This window comes from Pectinatus haikarae, assembly GCF_015732185.1.
GTDB lineage: Bacteria > Bacillota > Negativicutes > Selenomonadales > Selenomonadaceae > Pectinatus > Pectinatus haikarae.
In genome coordinates, this window is record NZ_WIQM01000007.1 from 114,349 (window position 1) to 131,313 (window position 16,965).

Genomic DNA, 16,965 nt, shown 5'->3' on the forward strand with positions numbered 1-16,965 from the left:
ACCTACTTCCATAGAAATGGTGGATAAGTATCCAGGTCATTACGAATACACCTAGCAAGCAAAATTGCCTGTACATGTGGAACCAGTCCCCATTTTATTTTTTCCTCTAAAAAAGGATGCGTTATCTGTTCTTCTTTATGTGCATGCCATGCTTCAAGTACTAGCTTCCGTGCATCGTCTGTCATCAGAACAGCACCATTTTCTTTTTGTATAAAGCCATTTTCAGTAATTTTTTTCCTATTTACCATGGTTACTGCTACTCTATCTGCTAAAATTGGACGAAACTCTTCCATCATATCAAAGGCTAAAGACTGACGTCCCGGTCTGTCACGATGAAGAAAACCAACGTATGAATCAAGTCCGACACCTTCTAAAGCACTTGCAATATCATTTGCCAAAAGCGCATAAATGAAGGATAGTAAACAGTTCATATTATCTAACGGTGGCCTTTTATTTCTTTCCTTAAAGAAAAAATTTTCTTTTTGATTGAGAATCATGTCATCAAAAACAGAAAAATAAAGAACTGCTGCTTTGCCCTCTATTCCCCGTAATTCGTCCATATCTTTTGCCGCTAATATATGCTGCATTTGTTCTTGTATATGATCGATGGCCTTTTGTAATTTATCGACAGCTACCCGCATGGGATGGTCTCGCTTAGTCCGTTCCAAAACCCATTTACTATTATACAACTTTCCTGCGATAAAGCATTTTGCCAGATTCAGGCTGTTATCCTCACTATCTGCCCATCTGTACTGTTCCTTGCGCAGCAGCACATTTCCATTTGTTTTGCCGATTACTCTTGCCATAAAACGGCCTTCTGGTGTCATAAAATTCAAAGCAATATTTTTTTCTGCACATTTTTTCATTAATGCCGGACTAGCCCCAGTATAACCGAAAGTAGTGATTTGTTCAAAATTATGCAAGGGAAATCGCCCCAGTATTTTATCATCTTTTAATACTACAATATTCTCTCCATCAAGTGATAAATATGCTGTATCCTGGTTCACAAAAAGTGTGTTTAAGAGAGGCTTCATTCCTCCAGCCTCCTTTTTATATAAAATTGAGCTGATTTCTTTTTGTTCAATTTAGGTATACAGATATCCTTTACTGAGCAATTTGCACATCCCTTTCGTTTCTTTACCAGTGGCGTATAGCTGCGTTTAAGATAGTCCCTCATTTGCCGCAGCATCTCGCGAACATGTTCTTTTATTGTCTCATCGAATAAAACTTTCATACGACGACGAATCTCAGCATAATAGAAGAATCCAACGGGAATATCCACCGCCAGCATTTCTTCCAGACACATAGACTGTACTGTCAGCTGCAGCAAATCTTCTTCGCCTTCTTTTGGCCGTCCGCGTTTATACTCTATTGGTACTATCCGATATTTCCCCTGATAAGACGGAATTGATATCCCTGTTTTATCAGCTATGAACTCAACCACATCACAGGTACCACAAATACCCAGTTCACGCGACATGACTGGCATGCCACGGACTGTAATGCAATTTTTGCGTTTTTCCTTTATGCTTTCATCATGTGCCCTGTCATGCAATGCATGTCCTTCTACAGTTAAAACATTCTCCTGCCACTGGTTTTCCAAATAGGCAATTGCCCATTGCCGCGGACAATAGGCAAAATGTTGAATTTCAGCTATTTGGAGATACTTATCTTCTTCATAAACCATCATTTTTTAGCATGCCATCTTCATACATCTCAATTGTAATTCCATCTGTTTTGCGCAGGAATTCATCATTGATAATATAGTCTTCAAATTTTCTCGGTAATTCTACATTATCTTTCTTTTCTGTATACATACTCCTATGAACTTTTGCTGAGGACAATCTCCCAGTCTTATTATCATGCTGTATCCAATAAAATCTGGACATTTCAATACTGCCTTCTGGACGTGCAGACGAAGCGTCATTTTCAAATAATGTAACGAGTGCTTTTTTTATTTTTTCGGCATCTGCTTCACTAAATCCTGTTTTTTCAGCTAACTGCACATTTATGCTGCCCACAAGCTTATACAAGCCAAACTCAACTCGATGCTTCATACCCATGGTATCAGAACCCTTCTTATCGCCAGGTTCTCCATTGACGCTTTTGGTGATCTGCATACTTGTCGTAAGTACCGGGTCCAGGCTGACTGCCGTGTGTATAGATACCGGTCCGCGTACACCGACCGATACAGCATCGACATTCGTCCCTTTCTTTAGAGCAAACACTTGCCCGAAAGCCCGCACATCTATCCATATCTTGCATGCTTCATCGGCAAAAAGTCTCGTACGGTTTGCTTCTTTTTCTTTCATTTTTAAAATTTTTTCCATTGTCGGATTACCTTCCACGCGCGAACGAATACTGTCATAGCCATCATCATTGCGCTCATCAGACATAACAACGATTTTTTCTTTCATATCCTGCAGGCGGTTACGTACTTTTCGCTTGATGCATACATCCGAAATCTCCCCATAATTATCGTAATTAGTACGGGGCTGATTACCATTGATTGGGTCTCCGTTCGGATTTGCTCTCTGTACTGTGATAAATCCAATAAAATCAATTTTATTTGTTAATATCCCCATTATCATTCTCTCCTTTTACAATGTTTATATTCGATGACTGTGCATTTTTCTGCTGCTTTGCCAATATATTTGCTTCACGTTCTTTATCAAATACATAGCTTTGGCAATCAAAGCCTAATAAGAATTTGCTGTTTAGCGGTTCATTTGCTGCAAATTCATTAGGATCAAATAAATCTGCAATTTCATGCAGCAGTCGTATATCACGCTTATTATAACGCAAAGCTTTTTCTTGATAAGGGATCAGCTTCATCCGTATTGTTTTCCATATTTTAAACGGATTTTCGGCAAATGCACTCATATATTTTAATGCGTTCGTCAATCGTTCATTATTCTTTTCAAAGGTTGATCTTTCAATTTTATCTGCTACGGCCAGCAATCTTCCATAAAGATACGATCTGTCCCGGTTTTCGGTATCCAATGCCATTGTATATCCCGTCCTTTCTATTTCGATATTATCTGACCCTGTTGTTTTATTTTTTGACTCATACCAGCTGCGATTACGTATCATTGTACAGGCAGCCTGTATCAGCTGCTGCCAGTTATAATATTCATCACTCACCGCCATAACAGAACGTTTTAGTACACGGTTAACAGCAGAACGCATCATATCCAGCGGTATGATTTTGCCTTGAATAATACAGAAAAACAGTCGTTCTACCGACATTTTCATCTTGCTTTCACTAGTATTATCTCCGTAAGAGGCCTGTACCAGCTGTTTTGGCAGAGGCACACCTATATACCTCATTCTTTTTTTTGTTTCGCTGTCATATTTATTTTGTCTCCATGCCCCTGCGATATGCCATTCTTGTATACGCTGAATGAAGTCATTTTGAGCCATTTCATAATATAAGCAGATGGAAAGCCGTCCTGGTGTGGCAGCATCAAGCACCATGATATTGACTCTTTCCACTTCGGGAAGTTCGCTTTTATAACCGGCAAGTTCCGCATTGAGTTTCTCAGCAAACCCCTTCATCGTGTCTGAATATTTTTGGGTACCGCTGTATTTCCTGCGAGAAAGCAGTCTTTCCGTATCTGTAAAAATCTGCGGTAGTTCCTTTCTCCCCCAGGCAAGAAATATTCGTCCATTAATATTACTTCCCTGATTACGAATAAGCCAGTTAAGCGTATTCATTGCTTTTTGTGAAGTTTCGTATCCTACTGTTACACACTCTGCACCTGTTTCAAAACGTCCGCGAAAGGTGAATCCAGCATTATCGTTACTGGAAATAAGCTTTGCACCGTCACCGGGAAAGCGTATCCCCTTATTATGTTTTTCTGCACAAAACATTGATCTGCCCGTGACAAAACAAATGTCTTTTTTGTTCATAAGATACTCATTGCTAAATTTGATATATAGCCGCTGCAAACCCATATCCTTCCACAGATCCGGTTCAGTGTCACCCTCTATCAGTACACGAAAGCGGACAAAAGCCTTCAGTATATCGCCGGGGACAACCTGAAAAATCGGTGGTTTTTCTAAATCCTTGTATGGCCACTTTTGCATAATATTGCCGGTATCATCTTTGTAAAGTATTTTTTGTTCTAGCAAATCATTTATGAGATCGTGCTCTGATATATACTTATATACTGCCTGTATTTTAGGATGCGTATAAGGAGAAGTAACCCATGACTCCAATAATTTCAAATACAATGTGTATGGTTTTTCATCTTTTTTAGATGTTTTTTTACTATACTGATCGAAATCTCTGGCAATATAATGCAGATTATCATGCAGTGGATGTGGTGCGGGCTTTGATGTTCGAGATGCAGAATCCAATGTGCAAGGAATAAGTGTCGGCTGTTCTTCCTTGATGATTGTTTCTGCCCGACAAAGCTTTCCGGCTGCATCCACTGTAACTTCAATTTGAGCATTTTGGACCATATGCCCGATCGGGGGCAGGACAAATCTTTTCCCCTGCACATTATATGAACCAGCGAATGCAGCATTATCATCATAAGTTTTAACCAGTTCGTTCATCCAGCTCATAATCTGCCTCCTTCCATATCAGCATATTCCTCATCAACAAATCGTACATTGTTTTTATCAAAATGCTTTACTGCCGTTTTACGTATATTCTTTACTATAGTACATTTTTCCGGTCGTGGGAAATGGATGATCCCATCTTCCATAACAGCCTGCCACAGTCGCACCTGCAGTAAAGCTCCGCCAGTTTCGTCGATATAGTTGAAGCCATGAAACATTGTTCCCAAAGGAATGCTTCCCTTTTCTTCATAAAAGCTTTTCTTAACACCGTATGACACAGGTTCCACATATCCCTGACATTCACGTGTTCCAAGAAAGATATCTCTGCGCCCGCCATGCTCAACCATACGTTTAGCAATATTGTGATGCTTATTTTCGTTGCGATCCTGTGCCATATCCGTACGGTGCAGATTAAATTCAAGATGAGCCTTCACCTCGTATTCTACATCACTCAGATATTTATAAATTGCCAGATCATTGCCCGCCTCATTGTATTTGAGTGGTTTAACACCACGAGATTGAGTACATATCTCATTCATTATTCTGATTTCATCAATATACCAAATAATGGTAGGCTTCCAGTATATGCTTTCCGTAATTCCTTTTATAGCCTGATACGTAGGGACTGCGTAAGAAGCCTTTTCTCCTCCGACTTTAGTAAGCGGATCTGTAAATAATGCCATACGTCCATAAACTTTAAACTGAATTTCATTGCGCATTTTCTCACCTCCTTAAATAGAAATAAAATCATTTTTCTGCATTTCCAGTTTTACGCCGATTCCTTCATCGTAGAATTCATCACGCAAAATAAGCACACCGTATTCGGTCTGTCCGATTGCTCCGCAATCTGCCAGATGCCTTAATTCATACGAAAACAAATTAACCATATATTGCTGGGCTTCTTTCAGCTTATTATAAAATTCTGCCTTATCATAAAATTGGCTGTTCATCGACACTGCCAATTTATGACCTTTCTCACCGTATGGCACCAACACACCTATAGTCTGTGTATCAATTACCTGAAATGCTCTGCCGGCATCACGGAAAGCCTGCATATTACAAAGGTATTCAGTCCTATATTTTTCTTCGAGGCAATTATTCTTTCCGGCATTGTTGAAAGATAGGGCATCATATAAATTTTGGCCGGATTTTAAACGATAGCGCAGCTGTTCTTCTCTGCTATGATAATATGCCGCGAAATATTGCTTCATTATTTCAGGCGATAAAATGTCTTCGGCTTTTATTCGCTGCAGTAAATCCATAGCGGCTTGTGCACCTTTTCGGATATCCTCTAAATAAAGGAGCTGTTCACCTTGAATATTAAATATTTTAACAACACCATATGAGCTTTCACCATGGCGATTACATCGTCCTGCCGCTTGTGCGATCGAAGAAAAGCCTGCCAACGCCCGATACACTGTACTAAAGGAGATATCCACACCGGCTTCTATGAGCTGCGTACTTACACAAATCACTTTAAAATGGTCGGGTGAGTTCAGAGCTTTACGCAATTTATCCAAGAGCAATTTTCGATGAGCCGGACACATTTTTGTGCTCAGATGGACAAGCAGTATCGTCTCTTCACTTTCTTCTGCGTGCTTTTGCAGATGTTCATAAAGCAGCCTTGCCATAGAAGTGGTATTGGCTATACACAGCACTGTCCCGCGCTCAAGTGTGTCCTGCCAAATCATAGCAGCTATTTCCCCTATCTCATGACCTCCGGGAACACAGATATTCTCTAATCGTACCCGCTTAAAAGCAGCAAAAATACTATCTAAATTATCAACCATTTCCGGTGGCTTGGAATAGTGTATTGGAATTTCTATATTACCAAGTTCAGGCTGTGTAGCTGTACAAAGTACCACTGTGGTATTACAAAACCGATTTAAAAAATTCAAAGCTTCATTGAACAAAAAACTACACTTGACCGGCAGTGTCTGTATCTCATCAAAAATAATAATACTGTCCTCTAATGCATGCAGCCGTCTGATTGATTTTGTCCCTCCGGCAAATAATGTATTTAACAACTGCACCTGTGTCGTAAAAATCACTGGTACATCCCATCGCTCTGTCATTGAGCGCCGCAGCTCTGCCTGATCAGAATAGCCGTCGTCCTCATTCATGACAATTTTATCTTCTCTGGATTTATCAAGATCAACATTCTCTATTACATTTGAATGATGTTCTAGGATTGCATCATCCATCGCAAAAATGTTTCGTATCTCCCGCGCGTTTTGATCTATAATTGAAGTATACGGTATTACAACGAGAATACGCTTTTTATGCCATTTATGCGCATGTTCTAAGGCAAAGCGCATACTGGCCAGGGTTTTTCCACTGCCTGTAGGCACACTCAGCTTATAAATCCCCGGTTCATGTACGGCAAAGGCAATGCAGTCATCACTGATCTTTTGCCGCGCCTTAACGATCTGCTGTTTTTTGAGATCAGTTTCCCTGGGGATAGCATCCAGGTGTACTTGCAACCGCGCAGCAAATTCTTTCCATATGTTTTCAAGGTCCCAAGAACGTTCAAAATGCTTTTCTGCCATAAAATTCGCTGTATCCAGGCGATCCGCGTCAATCAGCATACTAAATATCATTTTTATCGCCATACCTGTATAAAAATAATATACTTCACCTTGACGTGCTTCATCTGTTTCTTCATCGGCAAAACCCGTGATTTTATTATTTAACGCAGCTATCTCATGTGCAGCATTTTGAAATAAAGCTTTGAATTTTTCTTCCGAAATTATTTCTTCAAAAAAATTACTCAATACTTCATCATAATACGGTAAATCTTTATTCAGTACACGATCCAAGAAGTGAGATGACCCGTTCTGCCCTATGAAATTTTCCAAACCGGTATGATGCGAAAGGAGTGCCATAGACAGCCATTCACTGGCTAAGCTTTCTTCATCTGAACCGTTATGATACTTAGCATATATATATTTTGCCGCGGCTGTTGAATGATCTATCTTTTGCCCACTTTTTAATGACGTGGTATTTTCGTGACTGACAATAATATATGCACGAAAGCTTTCGCATAATTTCCCCATATCATGCAGTATGCCCATAAGCCTGCCTGTCATTGACAGCCCCAGATTTGCAGCAAAATGTTCGGCAAAATCTGCCGTATTCCAACTGTGTTCACGTACACTCTGCATCTCATTATTTTCATTTCTAATATGTGCAATACTTTCCATTATTACCTCTATAATTATTTTTCAAAATGAATCAAATCTTTTTATCCAAAAATCAGCATTATAATGTTTATCATATAAATTTTATGTCTGCTATTAAAACTCCTTTTAAATTAAAAAATAACTTCCAAAAACATTTCTTTTGCATAAGTCCGGCAAATATTATAATATATAGAAACACAATTTATAAAGGATGAGTTTTCATGCTGAAGAAAAGTCTTATTGTTTTTTCGATCTGTCTTATATTTGCCGCAGGCTTTATCACCGGCTGCATTCAAAAAAATACTCCGGCTAAAAAGGTATCTGCCGGAAATTCTGCTGTCCTGCCGACAGAGCTGAGCCAGCCCAATACAGTAGAAGGAACGGGTACCATTGAGGTAGCATTCAGCCCGGGCGGCGGGGCGGCTGAAGCTGTGATAAAGACGATAAACAAAGCAAAAACTTCAATCAATGTTCAGGCTTACATTTTTACCAACAGTCAGATAGCCAGATCTCTGTTGAACGCAAAAAAACGTGGCATAGACGTAAAAGTCATTCTTGATAAAAGCCAGCGTACTGACAAATATTCCTCAGCAAAATTTTTTGCCGACAACTCCATCCCCGTCAAAATAGATAATGATTTTCAGATAGCTCACAGCAAAATAATGATTATCGATGACCAAACTGTCATTACCGGTTCATTTAATTTTACTAAGTCGGCGGAAGAAAAAAATGCAGAAAATCTCTTAATCATTCACGGAAACAAAGAGTTGACCGCACTTTATTTGAAAAACTGGCTCTGGCGCTGGGATGCCGCCCAGAATTACAATTCCTGAATATAAAGAAGAGAGGCTTCTGATGAAACTTTTATTAACGGCCATAAATGCTAAATATATACATTCTTCCCTTTCCATGCGTTATCTGAAAAGCTGCTGCAGCGATCTTCCCTTAAACATAGAACTATGTGAGTTTACAATAAATAATCATCTTCTGGATATAGCTGACCAAATTTTTGACAAAAGGCCCGATATTTTGGGTGTAGAATGCTATATATGGAACATAGAATTGATCAAAGAACTGCTGCCGTTAATCAAAAAGCTGCTGCCGCATGTGATAATAATCTGCGGCGGGCCCGAAATCTCTTATGGTACGAAAGAAATGATGGAACAGCTCCCTGCAATCGACTATGTGATCCGGGGAGAAGGAGAAGAAACACTGCATGAATTACTGTGCCGCCTTATTGCCGGAAAAAACACGACCGATATTCCCGGATTGGCGCAGAAAACATTAAACGGTATTGAAACAAGCCTCCCTGTAGTTTTTGCAGATATGGATAAATTGCCTTTTCCTTATGCGGACGAGGATATTAAAACGCTTGACAATCGGATAATATATTACGAAAGCTCCCGAGGCTGCCCGTTTTCCTGCAAATATTGTCTGTCCTGTGCTACAAAAGGTGTACGCTACCGTTCTCTGGATAAAGTATTGCCTGAGCTTGCTTTTTTTGTCAGGCATAACGTCCGCCAGATAAAATTTGTCGACAGAACATTCAATGCTGATAAAAAACACTTTTTACCGATTCTTGAATTTATCAGCAAACAAAATTGCCGCACAAATTTCCATTTTGAAACAGCTATTGATTATATTGATGATGACGTTTTGATTTTACTCCGGAAAATGCCGCCGGGACGCGTGCAGCTGGAAATCGGCATTCAATCCACTAATCCTCTGACATTGCAGCACGTAAGCCGCCATAATAACTGGCAGAAAATATCAACAAACATAAAGAGTATACTGTCCTTTGGCAATATTCATGTTCACACCGACTTGATAATAGGGCTCCCATATGAAGATGTAACTTCGCTTACCAAATCCTTCAATGATATGTACGCCCTGCATCCTGATATGCTGCAGGTAGGTTTTTTAAAACTTCTCAAGGGATCTGCAATGGAACATTTGGTTGACGCACACAAGTATTCTTTTATGGATACTGCTCCTTACCAGGTGCTTGCCAACTCGTATATATCTGCTGAAGAGATGCGTACTTTGCGTATCTTTGTTGACGTATTTGAACTTTATTACAATTCAGGCCGTTTTCCAAACAGCTTGAATTATCTTATAAACGGCTTCAGCAATGATGCTTTTTCTTTCTTTTCTAAATTCGCTTTGTTTTGGTATAATAAGGGGCTGGGCAAAGCCGCACATTCACCAAAATCACTTTATGCTTATTTGGCCGGCTTCGTCAATTCTCTTCCAAAAGTAAGTATAGAAATTTTATTCGAGCTTATGAAACTGGACGCGATTTGTTCCGATCATGGCAGATTCAAAGCAGACTTTCTGAATTGGAGTGAAAAAGAACACAGCAAAGAAATAGAAACTTTTTGGAAAAATTCTGCCGTAGTCCAAAAATATATTCCCGGTTATGAATTTATCAGCAGGCGTACAATAAAAAATAATTATCATATAGAACATTTTTCTATTGATATTCCTGTTTTTATAAATCAGCATTCCATCAAACAAAGCCATTGCATAGTCTTATTTATTTACGGCGAGGATCGTGTAAAAAAAATTTCAATAGATAAAGGTGACTTATTATAATGGTTTACTATGCATTTTCCGACTATCTGAAGCAGCGCTATGGTGAAAAAGTCTATAAGCTTCCTCTCGCTCTTCCCGTTACCTGCCCTAATCGTGACGGGACATGCGGAACAAACGGCTGTACATTCTGCGGTGCTATAGGAGCAGGTTATGAAAATCTGCCCGCTTCCATGTCCATTGCGCAGCAGCTTGCCAGCAATAAAGCTCACATCATCCCCAAATATAAGGCAAAAAAATTCATACCCTATATGCAGAATTTCAGCAATACATATCTGCCGGCAGAACAGCTGGAGAAATATACAAATGAAGCTGTGCAGGATGATGATGTTGTCGCTCTTTACATAGCTACCCGTCCTGACTGCATAAGTGAATATTATCTGGCGCGTCTCAGTGAAATAAAAAAACGTCGAAATATAGACATCTGCATTGAACTGGGCCTGCAAACAGTCAATTATCATTCTTTGCAGAAAATAAACCGCGGTCACACACTTGCTGAATTCATTGATGCGGTAATGAGAATAAAGCAGTATGATATGCAGACCTGCGCACATATTATACTGAACCTGCCCTGGGATGATATGACAGACGTGATAGAAAATGCCAAGATGATGTCTGCCCTGCAAATTGATCAGGTTAAACTTCATGCTCTTTATATAGTAAAAAATACTCAAATGAGCGAAGATTATCTGAACGGAAAAATAAATTTGATTTCTCTAGGAGAATATAAAGAACGTGTTGAATGTTTTTTGCAGTACCTTTCACCTTCCATTGTTTTGCAGAGATTAATCGGTCGCGCGCCTGAAAAGAACACACTTTTTTCGAACTGGCACACCGGCTGGTGGAAAATACGTGATGAAATAATTTCATATATGGAAAAAAATAATTTATATCAGGGCAAACTCTGTAATTACCTTAACGGTTCTGCTCTAAAAAAATTTAACAGTTATAATTGATAATAATTTTAAAAAGGTGTATTATAATCGTATGTTATTCTTATTCGTAGTGTATATTCAATCATAGATACAAGGGAGAGAATGTAATGAGTAAAAAAATGAAGACCATGGATGGTAACACAGCTGCCGCATACGTTTCCTATGCTTTTACAGATGTCGCTGCCATTTATCCTATAACGCCGTCTTCACCAATGGCAGAAGTCGTTGATGAAATGGCTGCAAAAGGCGTAAAGAACCTGTTTGGTCAAAAAGTTAATGTTGTCGAAATGCAGTCAGAAGCAGGCGCTGCCGGTACTGTCCACGGTGCTCTGCAGTCTGGTGCTTTGACAACGACATATACAGCATCGCAGGGTCTTTTGCTTATGATTCCTAATATGTACAAAATCTCCGGCGAACTTTTGCCCGGTGTCTTTCATGTGAGCGCACGCGCACTGGCGACATCATCCTTGAATATATTCGGTGACCATCAGGATGTTATGGCCGTTCGGCAGACTGGCTGTGCCATGCTTGCCGAAAGCAGTGTCCAGCAGGTAATGGATCTGAGTGCCATAGCTCATCTCACTGCCATAAAGGGGCGCATTCCTTTTGTAAACTTTTTTGATGGTTTCAGAACATCACACGAAATTCAAAAAATTGAACTGATAGATTACTCAGATCTCGGAAAAATGCTCGACTGGGATGCTGTGGAAGTTTTCCGGCACAATGCACTTAATCCTGACCATCCCGTAACACGCGGCACCAATCAGAACCCCGATGTTTATTTTCAGGAAAGAGAAGCAGTAAATAAATATTATGACGCTATACCTGACATGGTTGAAGACAGTATGAAACAGATCTCCAAACTGACGGGCCGTGAATATCATTTATTCAACTACCATGGTGCTTCTGATGCCGAACGTATAATTATAGCTATGGGTTCAGTATGTGAAACCGCTACCGAAGCTGTTGATTATTTGAATTCCCAGGGTGAAAAAACAGGCATTCTGACCGTACACCTCTATCGCCCATTTTCTATAAAGCATCTTCTGGCTGCTATTCCTAAGACAGTCAAGAAAATTGCTGTTCTTGACCGCACAAAAGAACCTGGTTCTCATGGCGAACCATTATACCTTGATGTAAAAACAGCTCTTTATGACAGCGATATTTCTCCTGTCATAGTAGGAGGCCGTTATGGTTTGGGCGGTAAAGACGTCACACCTGACCATGTCCTCTCAGTTTATGAAGAACTGAAAAAGGATGCTCCTAAAAATGGCTTTACCATCAGCATTGATGATGATGTAACGCACACTTCTCTGCCCAAATATCCTAAGGATCTTGATTTTACACCGGAAGGTACAACTGCATGTAAATTCTGGGGCCTCGGCTCGGACGGAACTGTAGGTGCAAATAAAAGCGCTGTCAAGATCATTGGCGACAATACAGATATGTATGCGCAAGCGTATTTTGCTTATGATTCTAAAAAATCAGGCGGGATAACAATGTCCCATCTTCGTTTCGGTAAGCTGCCAATAAAATCTCCATATCTTATCAATAAAGCTAATTTTATCTCCTGTTCGCAGGAATCTTATGTTCATAAATATGATCTTCTTGCTGGTCTCAAGCCGGGAGGCTCCTTCCTTTTAAACACACATTGGACGGAAGAAAATCTTTCCAGCGAACTTCCTGCTTATATGAGGAGATATATAGCAAAAAATAATATCAATTTCTATGTGGTAAATGCCGTAAAAATTGCTCAGGAATTAGGACTGGGCGGTCGCTTCAATATGGTAATGCAGTCAGCCTTCTTCAAACTTACCAATATAATTCCTATAGATAAGGCTGTAGGCTATTTAAAAGATGCTATTGTTAAATCCTACGGTAAAAAAGGTCAGAATATCGTAGATATGAACAACGGTGCCGTCGATAAAGGAATAGACGCCGTAGTTAAAATAAATGTTCCCGCTGACTGGGCTGACGCTCAGGACGAAAAGAAAGAAGAAAAGAAAGTTCCTGCATTCGTAAAAGATATTCTTATCCCCATGAATCGCCAGGAAGGTGACAAGCTGCCTGTAAGTGCGTTCAGCAGAGGCATGCAGGACGGTACATTCCCGAACGGAACAGCGGCATTTGAAAAACGCGGTATTGCTATAAATGTACCGGAATGGATTATGGATAATTGCATACAGTGTAATCAATGTGCATTTGTCTGCCCGCACGCAGTTATTCGTCCTGTTCTTATGAATGAAGAAGAAAAGAACAACGCACCTGCCGGCATGCAGATAAAACCGGCTGTCGGCGTCAAAGATGCATTTTTCAGTATCGTTGTATCTCCTTATGATTGCAGCGGCTGCGGCAATTGTGCTCAGATCTGTCCGGCTCCCAAGGCAAAAGCTTTGGAAATGAAGCCTTTTGATACTCAGGCTCCTAAGCAGCCTATTTTTGATTATGCCATGGATCCGGAAAAAGTTGCGCCGAAGAAAAATCCGCTCAATAAAAAAACTTTGAAGGGCAGCCAGTTTGAAAAACCCCTGCTCGAATTTTCCGGCGCATGCGCGGGCTGCGGTGAAACACCTTACGTAAAACTTGTGACACAGCTTTACGGTGACCGCATGATGATTTCCAATGCTACCGGCTGCTCCTCTATCTGGGGTGCTGCTGCTCCATCCATGCCTTATACGACAAATCATCTGGGACATGGTCCCGCATGGGCTAATTCCCTGTTTGAAGATAATGCTGAATATGGTCTGGGCATGCACCTTGGGACCAAAGCTGTCAGAAATACGCTGGCTGCTAATCTTAAGCTGGCTGTTGAAAAAGGTGTCAGTCCTGAACTGAAAGCTGCTGCTGAAGATTGGCTGGAAAAAATTGATGACGGAGAAGGCAGCAGAGACCGTGCGGATGCGCTGACCTCACTTTTGATAAAAGAAAAAGGCACTGATACTCTGCTTAACAGCATCTACGATCAGCGCGATTTCTTCGTAAAACGTTCGCAATGGATATTCGGCGGTGACGGCTGGGCTTACGATATCGGCTACGGCGGACTTGACCATGTTCTTGCTTCCGGTGAAGATATCAATGTCCTCGTTATGGATACTGAAGTATATTCCAATACCGGCGGTCAGTCCTCTAAGGCTACACCTACCGCAGCTATTGCTCAGTTCGCTGCCACAGGCAAAAAAACTAAGAAAAAAGACCTTGGTATGATGGCTATGTCTTACGGTTATGTATATGTTGCCCAAATTAACATGGGTGCCGACAAAAATCAAACTTTAAAGGCCATAGTAGAAGCCGAAAGCTACAAGGGCCCTTCCCTGATAATCGCCTATGCTCCATGTATAAATCATGGCATTAAAATAGGTATGGGCAAAAGCCAGCTTGAAGCAAAACGAGCCACTGAAGCTGGTTATTGGGCTAATTACCGTTATAACCCTGCTTTACGCGACGGTGAAAAGAATCCGTTCAATCTCGATTCCAAAGAACCTACTGCTGATTTTAGAGAATTCCTCATGGGTGAAGTTCGTTACAACTCTTTGAAACGGTCATTCCCTGAAACAGCTGATCTATTGTTCGAAAAAACAGAACAAGACGCTAAAGAACGTCTTGCTGGCTATAAAAAACTGGCCGGTAAATAATTGAATTGCATCTTTGTAGATCCCCTGTGAATATTTGCAGGGGATTTTTTCTTGACATATGCAGATCATTATCCATAATAAATCTAACTCACATACACATTCGTTCTTGCAATCTGATTTTTCACAAAAATACTTTTTTGCTTAGAGTATCGCTGATTCCTTACAAAACATACTGATACAGTCTTTAAAAAAAATTTCTGCTGCCGGCTTTTTCCTTTTTTTCTCCTCATCCGACCAACAAAAACAGTGTTATACTGTTTACTTTTATGCTATAATACAAGAATATCTTAATGAATAGGAGCAGTGCAGATGAAACTTGTAGTGACTATTGTAGGTAAGGACCGTGTGGGAATAATCGCCATGGTCAGCAATATTCTAGCCGAAAACAATGTTAATATTCTCAATATCAACCAAAATATCATGGAAGGCTTTTTCAACATGGTCATGATCGTCGAAATGACTGACAGCAAAATAAAGCTGCAGGAATTGCAAAATATTTTAAAAGAAAAAGGTAACGAAATAAATCTTGACATAAAAGTTCAGCATCAGGATATTTTCAATGTCATGCATAACGTCTAAATTGGAGGAAATATAGTGATCACCATCAACGACATAATAGAAACAAACCGCATGATCACGGAAAATAAGCTTGATGTAAGAACCATTACTATGGGAATCAGCTTGCGTGACTGCGCACACCCGAACATTGAACAATTCTGCCGCAACATTTATGATAAAATTACAAAATCAGCTGAATTTCTTGTAAAAACGGGGGAAGACATAGAAAGCGAATATGGCATCCCTATCATCCATAAGCGTGTATCAGTCACACCTATAGCAATCGCTGCTGAAGCCTGCAAGACAGATACATATGTTCCTGTGGCGGAGGCATTGGATAAGGCCGCAAAAGAAGTAGGCATAAACTTTATTGGCGGTTTCTCCGCACTTGTCGAAAAAGGCTATACAAACGGTGACAGGATCTTAATAAAATCCATTCCGCAAGCACTCGCTTCCACTGACATAGTCTGCTCTTCAGTGAATCTCGGCTCCACTAAAGCCGGTATAAATATGGACTGTGTGCGGGAAATGGGTGAAATCATCAAACGTACAGCTGAACTTACCCGTGACCGTGAAGCTATCGGCTGTGCTAAGCTCGTTGTATTTTCAAATGCTCCCGGAGATAATCCCTTCATGGCAGGTGCATTCCACGGTGTCAGTGAAGCTGAAAAAGTCGTCAGTGTTGGTGTAAGCGGTCCCGGTGTTGTCAAACATGCCCTTGAAGACATAAAAAGTGCTGACTTCAGCGAAGTAGCAGAAACAATCAAGAAAACTGCTTATAAAATAACACGTGTGGGGCAGCTCGTTGCCCGGGAAGCGTCCCAAAGGCTGGGTGTGCCGTTCGGTATTATTGATCTGTCACTGGCACCGACCCCCGCTGTTGGGGACAGTGTTGCCCATATATTGGAAGAAATGGGACTGGAAAGCTGCGGTGCACCCGGTACAACAGCAGCACTTGCTCTGCTGAACGATGCTGTAAAAAAAGGCGGGCTCATGGCATCTTCACACGTAGGCGGCCTGAGCGGAGCTTTCATTCCGGTAAGTGAAGATGCCGGTATGATAAATGCAGTAGAAAGGGGCAGCCTTTCTCTGGAAAAACTCGAAGCAATGACTTGCGTCTGTTCTGTAGGCCTCGATATGATAGCCGTAGAAGGAGAAGTCCCGGCAGCGACTATATCGGCTATCATAGCTGATGAAGCTGCCATAGGTATGATAAATAACAAAACTACGGCAGTAAGAATAATCCCTGTGCCCGGCAAAAAGATCGGTGATTCGGTCAATTTTGGCGGTTTACTGGGTCGCTGCCCAATAATACCCGTTAAAAGCCAGTACAGTTCTGAGGCATTTATCGCCAGAGGCGGCAGAATACCAGCACCTATACGAAGCCTTACCAACTAAAATAAATATATATAATGAGTACCGATTTCTGAAATGCCCTCCCCAAAAAATTTGACCTAATAAATCTAATTTTTTGATGGAGCATATTATTCAGATGAA

12 protein-coding genes are annotated in these 16,965 nt (G+C 40.6%); 6 read left to right on the plus strand and 6 right to left on the minus strand.

Annotated features, from left to right (window positions below; translation table 11 throughout):
- Positions 1-2: 2 nt before the first annotated feature.
- Genes cas1c through cas3 form a run of 6 tightly spaced genes read right to left on the minus strand, consistent with a single transcriptional unit; the run spans position 3 to position 7,772 of the window.
- Positions 3-1,034, minus strand: coding sequence for a type I-C CRISPR-associated endonuclease Cas1c (gene cas1c / locus I6758_RS04090; RefSeq protein WP_196603933.1), 1,032 nt, complete (start codon positions 1,032-1,034; stop codon positions 3-5).
- Entirely contained in the window at positions 1,031-1,690 is a 660-nt protein-coding gene (cas4, locus tag I6758_RS04095) for a CRISPR-associated protein Cas4 (protein ID WP_330998019.1), read from the minus strand. The genes cas1c and cas4 overlap by 4 nt, the downstream gene beginning before the upstream one ends.
- On the minus strand, positions 1,677-2,585 hold the full coding sequence (gene cas7c, locus I6758_RS04100) for a type I-C CRISPR-associated protein Cas7/Csd2 (RefSeq protein WP_196603934.1): 909 nt from the start codon (positions 2,583-2,585) through the stop codon (positions 1,677-1,679). Before cas7c ends, cas4 begins: the two co-directional genes overlap by 14 nt.
- A complete protein-coding gene (gene cas8c, locus I6758_RS04105; protein ID WP_196603935.1) occupies positions 2,566-4,572 on the minus strand; it encodes a type I-C CRISPR-associated protein Cas8c/Csd1 in 2,007 nt (668 codons plus the stop codon). The genes cas7c and cas8c overlap by 20 nt, the downstream gene beginning before the upstream one ends.
- Positions 4,569-5,288, minus strand: coding sequence for a type I-C CRISPR-associated protein Cas5c (gene cas5c, locus I6758_RS04110; protein WP_196603936.1), 720 nt, complete (start codon positions 5,286-5,288; stop codon positions 4,569-4,571). The genes cas8c and cas5c overlap by 4 nt, the downstream gene beginning before the upstream one ends.
- 12 nt (positions 5,289-5,300) lie before the next feature.
- Positions 5,301-7,772 (minus strand): CRISPR-associated helicase Cas3', encoded by a 2,472-nt coding sequence (gene cas3, locus I6758_RS04115; protein WP_196603937.1) that lies wholly within the window; start codon positions 7,770-7,772, stop codon positions 5,301-5,303.
- 200 nt (positions 7,773-7,972) lie between these two features.
- Between cas3 and I6758_RS04120 the strand changes: the two genes are divergently transcribed.
- The 6 genes from I6758_RS04120 (at position 7,973) to I6758_RS04145 (ending at position 16,866) form a co-directional block, all read left to right on the plus strand.
- Complete coding sequence (locus tag I6758_RS04120; protein ID WP_196603938.1) at positions 7,973-8,584, plus strand: phospholipase D family nuclease; 612 nt, start codon at positions 7,973-7,975, stop codon at positions 8,582-8,584.
- A gap of 22 nt (positions 8,585-8,606) precedes the next feature.
- Entirely contained in the window at positions 8,607-10,346 is a 1,740-nt protein-coding gene (locus I6758_RS04125; RefSeq protein ID WP_196603939.1) for a B12-binding domain-containing radical SAM protein, read from the plus strand.
- Positions 10,346-11,299, plus strand: coding sequence for a TIGR01212 family radical SAM protein (locus I6758_RS04130; protein WP_196603940.1), 954 nt, complete (start codon positions 10,346-10,348; stop codon positions 11,297-11,299). The genes I6758_RS04125 and I6758_RS04130 overlap by 1 nt, the downstream gene beginning before the upstream one ends.
- Positions 11,300-11,385: 86 nt before the next feature.
- A complete protein-coding gene (gene nifJ / locus I6758_RS04135) occupies positions 11,386-14,910 on the plus strand; it encodes a pyruvate:ferredoxin (flavodoxin) oxidoreductase (protein WP_196603941.1) in 3,525 nt (1,174 codons plus the stop codon).
- A 309-nt stretch (positions 14,911-15,219) separates the two neighbouring features.
- Positions 15,220-15,489: an ACT domain-containing protein gene (locus I6758_RS04140; RefSeq protein ID WP_196603942.1), complete on the plus strand. Its 270-nt coding sequence runs from the start codon at positions 15,220-15,222 to the stop codon at positions 15,487-15,489.
- 15 nt (positions 15,490-15,504) lie between these two features.
- Positions 15,505-16,866, plus strand: a complete 1,362-nt coding sequence (locus I6758_RS04145) for a PFL family protein (RefSeq protein ID WP_196603943.1) — start codon at positions 15,505-15,507, stop codon at positions 16,864-16,866.
- Positions 16,867-16,965 lie beyond the last annotated feature (99 nt).

Coding starts and splice junctions, on each gene's coding strand:
- cas1c (WP_196603933.1), bottom strand. CDS start 1,034: ATGAAGCCTCTCTTAAACACACTTTTTGTGAACCAGGATACAGCATAT.
- cas4 (WP_330998019.1), bottom strand. CDS start 1,690: ATGATGGTTTATGAAGAAGATAAGTATCTCCAAATAGCTGAAATTCAA.
- cas7c (WP_196603934.1), bottom strand. CDS start 2,585: ATGGGGATATTAACAAATAAAATTGATTTTATTGGATTTATCACAGTA.
- cas8c (WP_196603935.1), bottom strand. CDS start 4,572: ATGAGCTGGATGAACGAACTGGTTAAAACTTATGATGATAATGCTGCA.
- cas5c (WP_196603936.1), bottom strand. CDS start 5,288: ATGCGCAATGAAATTCAGTTTAAAGTTTATGGACGTATGGCATTATTT.
- cas3 (WP_196603937.1), bottom strand. CDS start 7,772: ATGGAAAGTATTGCACATATTAGAAATGAAAATAATGAGATGCAGAGT.
- I6758_RS04120 (WP_196603938.1), top strand. CDS start 7,973: ATGCTGAAGAAAAGTCTTATTGTTTTTTCGATCTGTCTTATATTTGCC.
- I6758_RS04125 (WP_196603939.1), top strand. CDS start 8,607: ATGAAACTTTTATTAACGGCCATAAATGCTAAATATATACATTCTTCC.
- I6758_RS04130 (WP_196603940.1), top strand. CDS start 10,346: ATGGTTTACTATGCATTTTCCGACTATCTGAAGCAGCGCTATGGTGAA.
- nifJ (WP_196603941.1), top strand. CDS start 11,386: ATGAGTAAAAAAATGAAGACCATGGATGGTAACACAGCTGCCGCATAC.
- I6758_RS04140 (WP_196603942.1), top strand. CDS start 15,220: ATGAAACTTGTAGTGACTATTGTAGGTAAGGACCGTGTGGGAATAATC.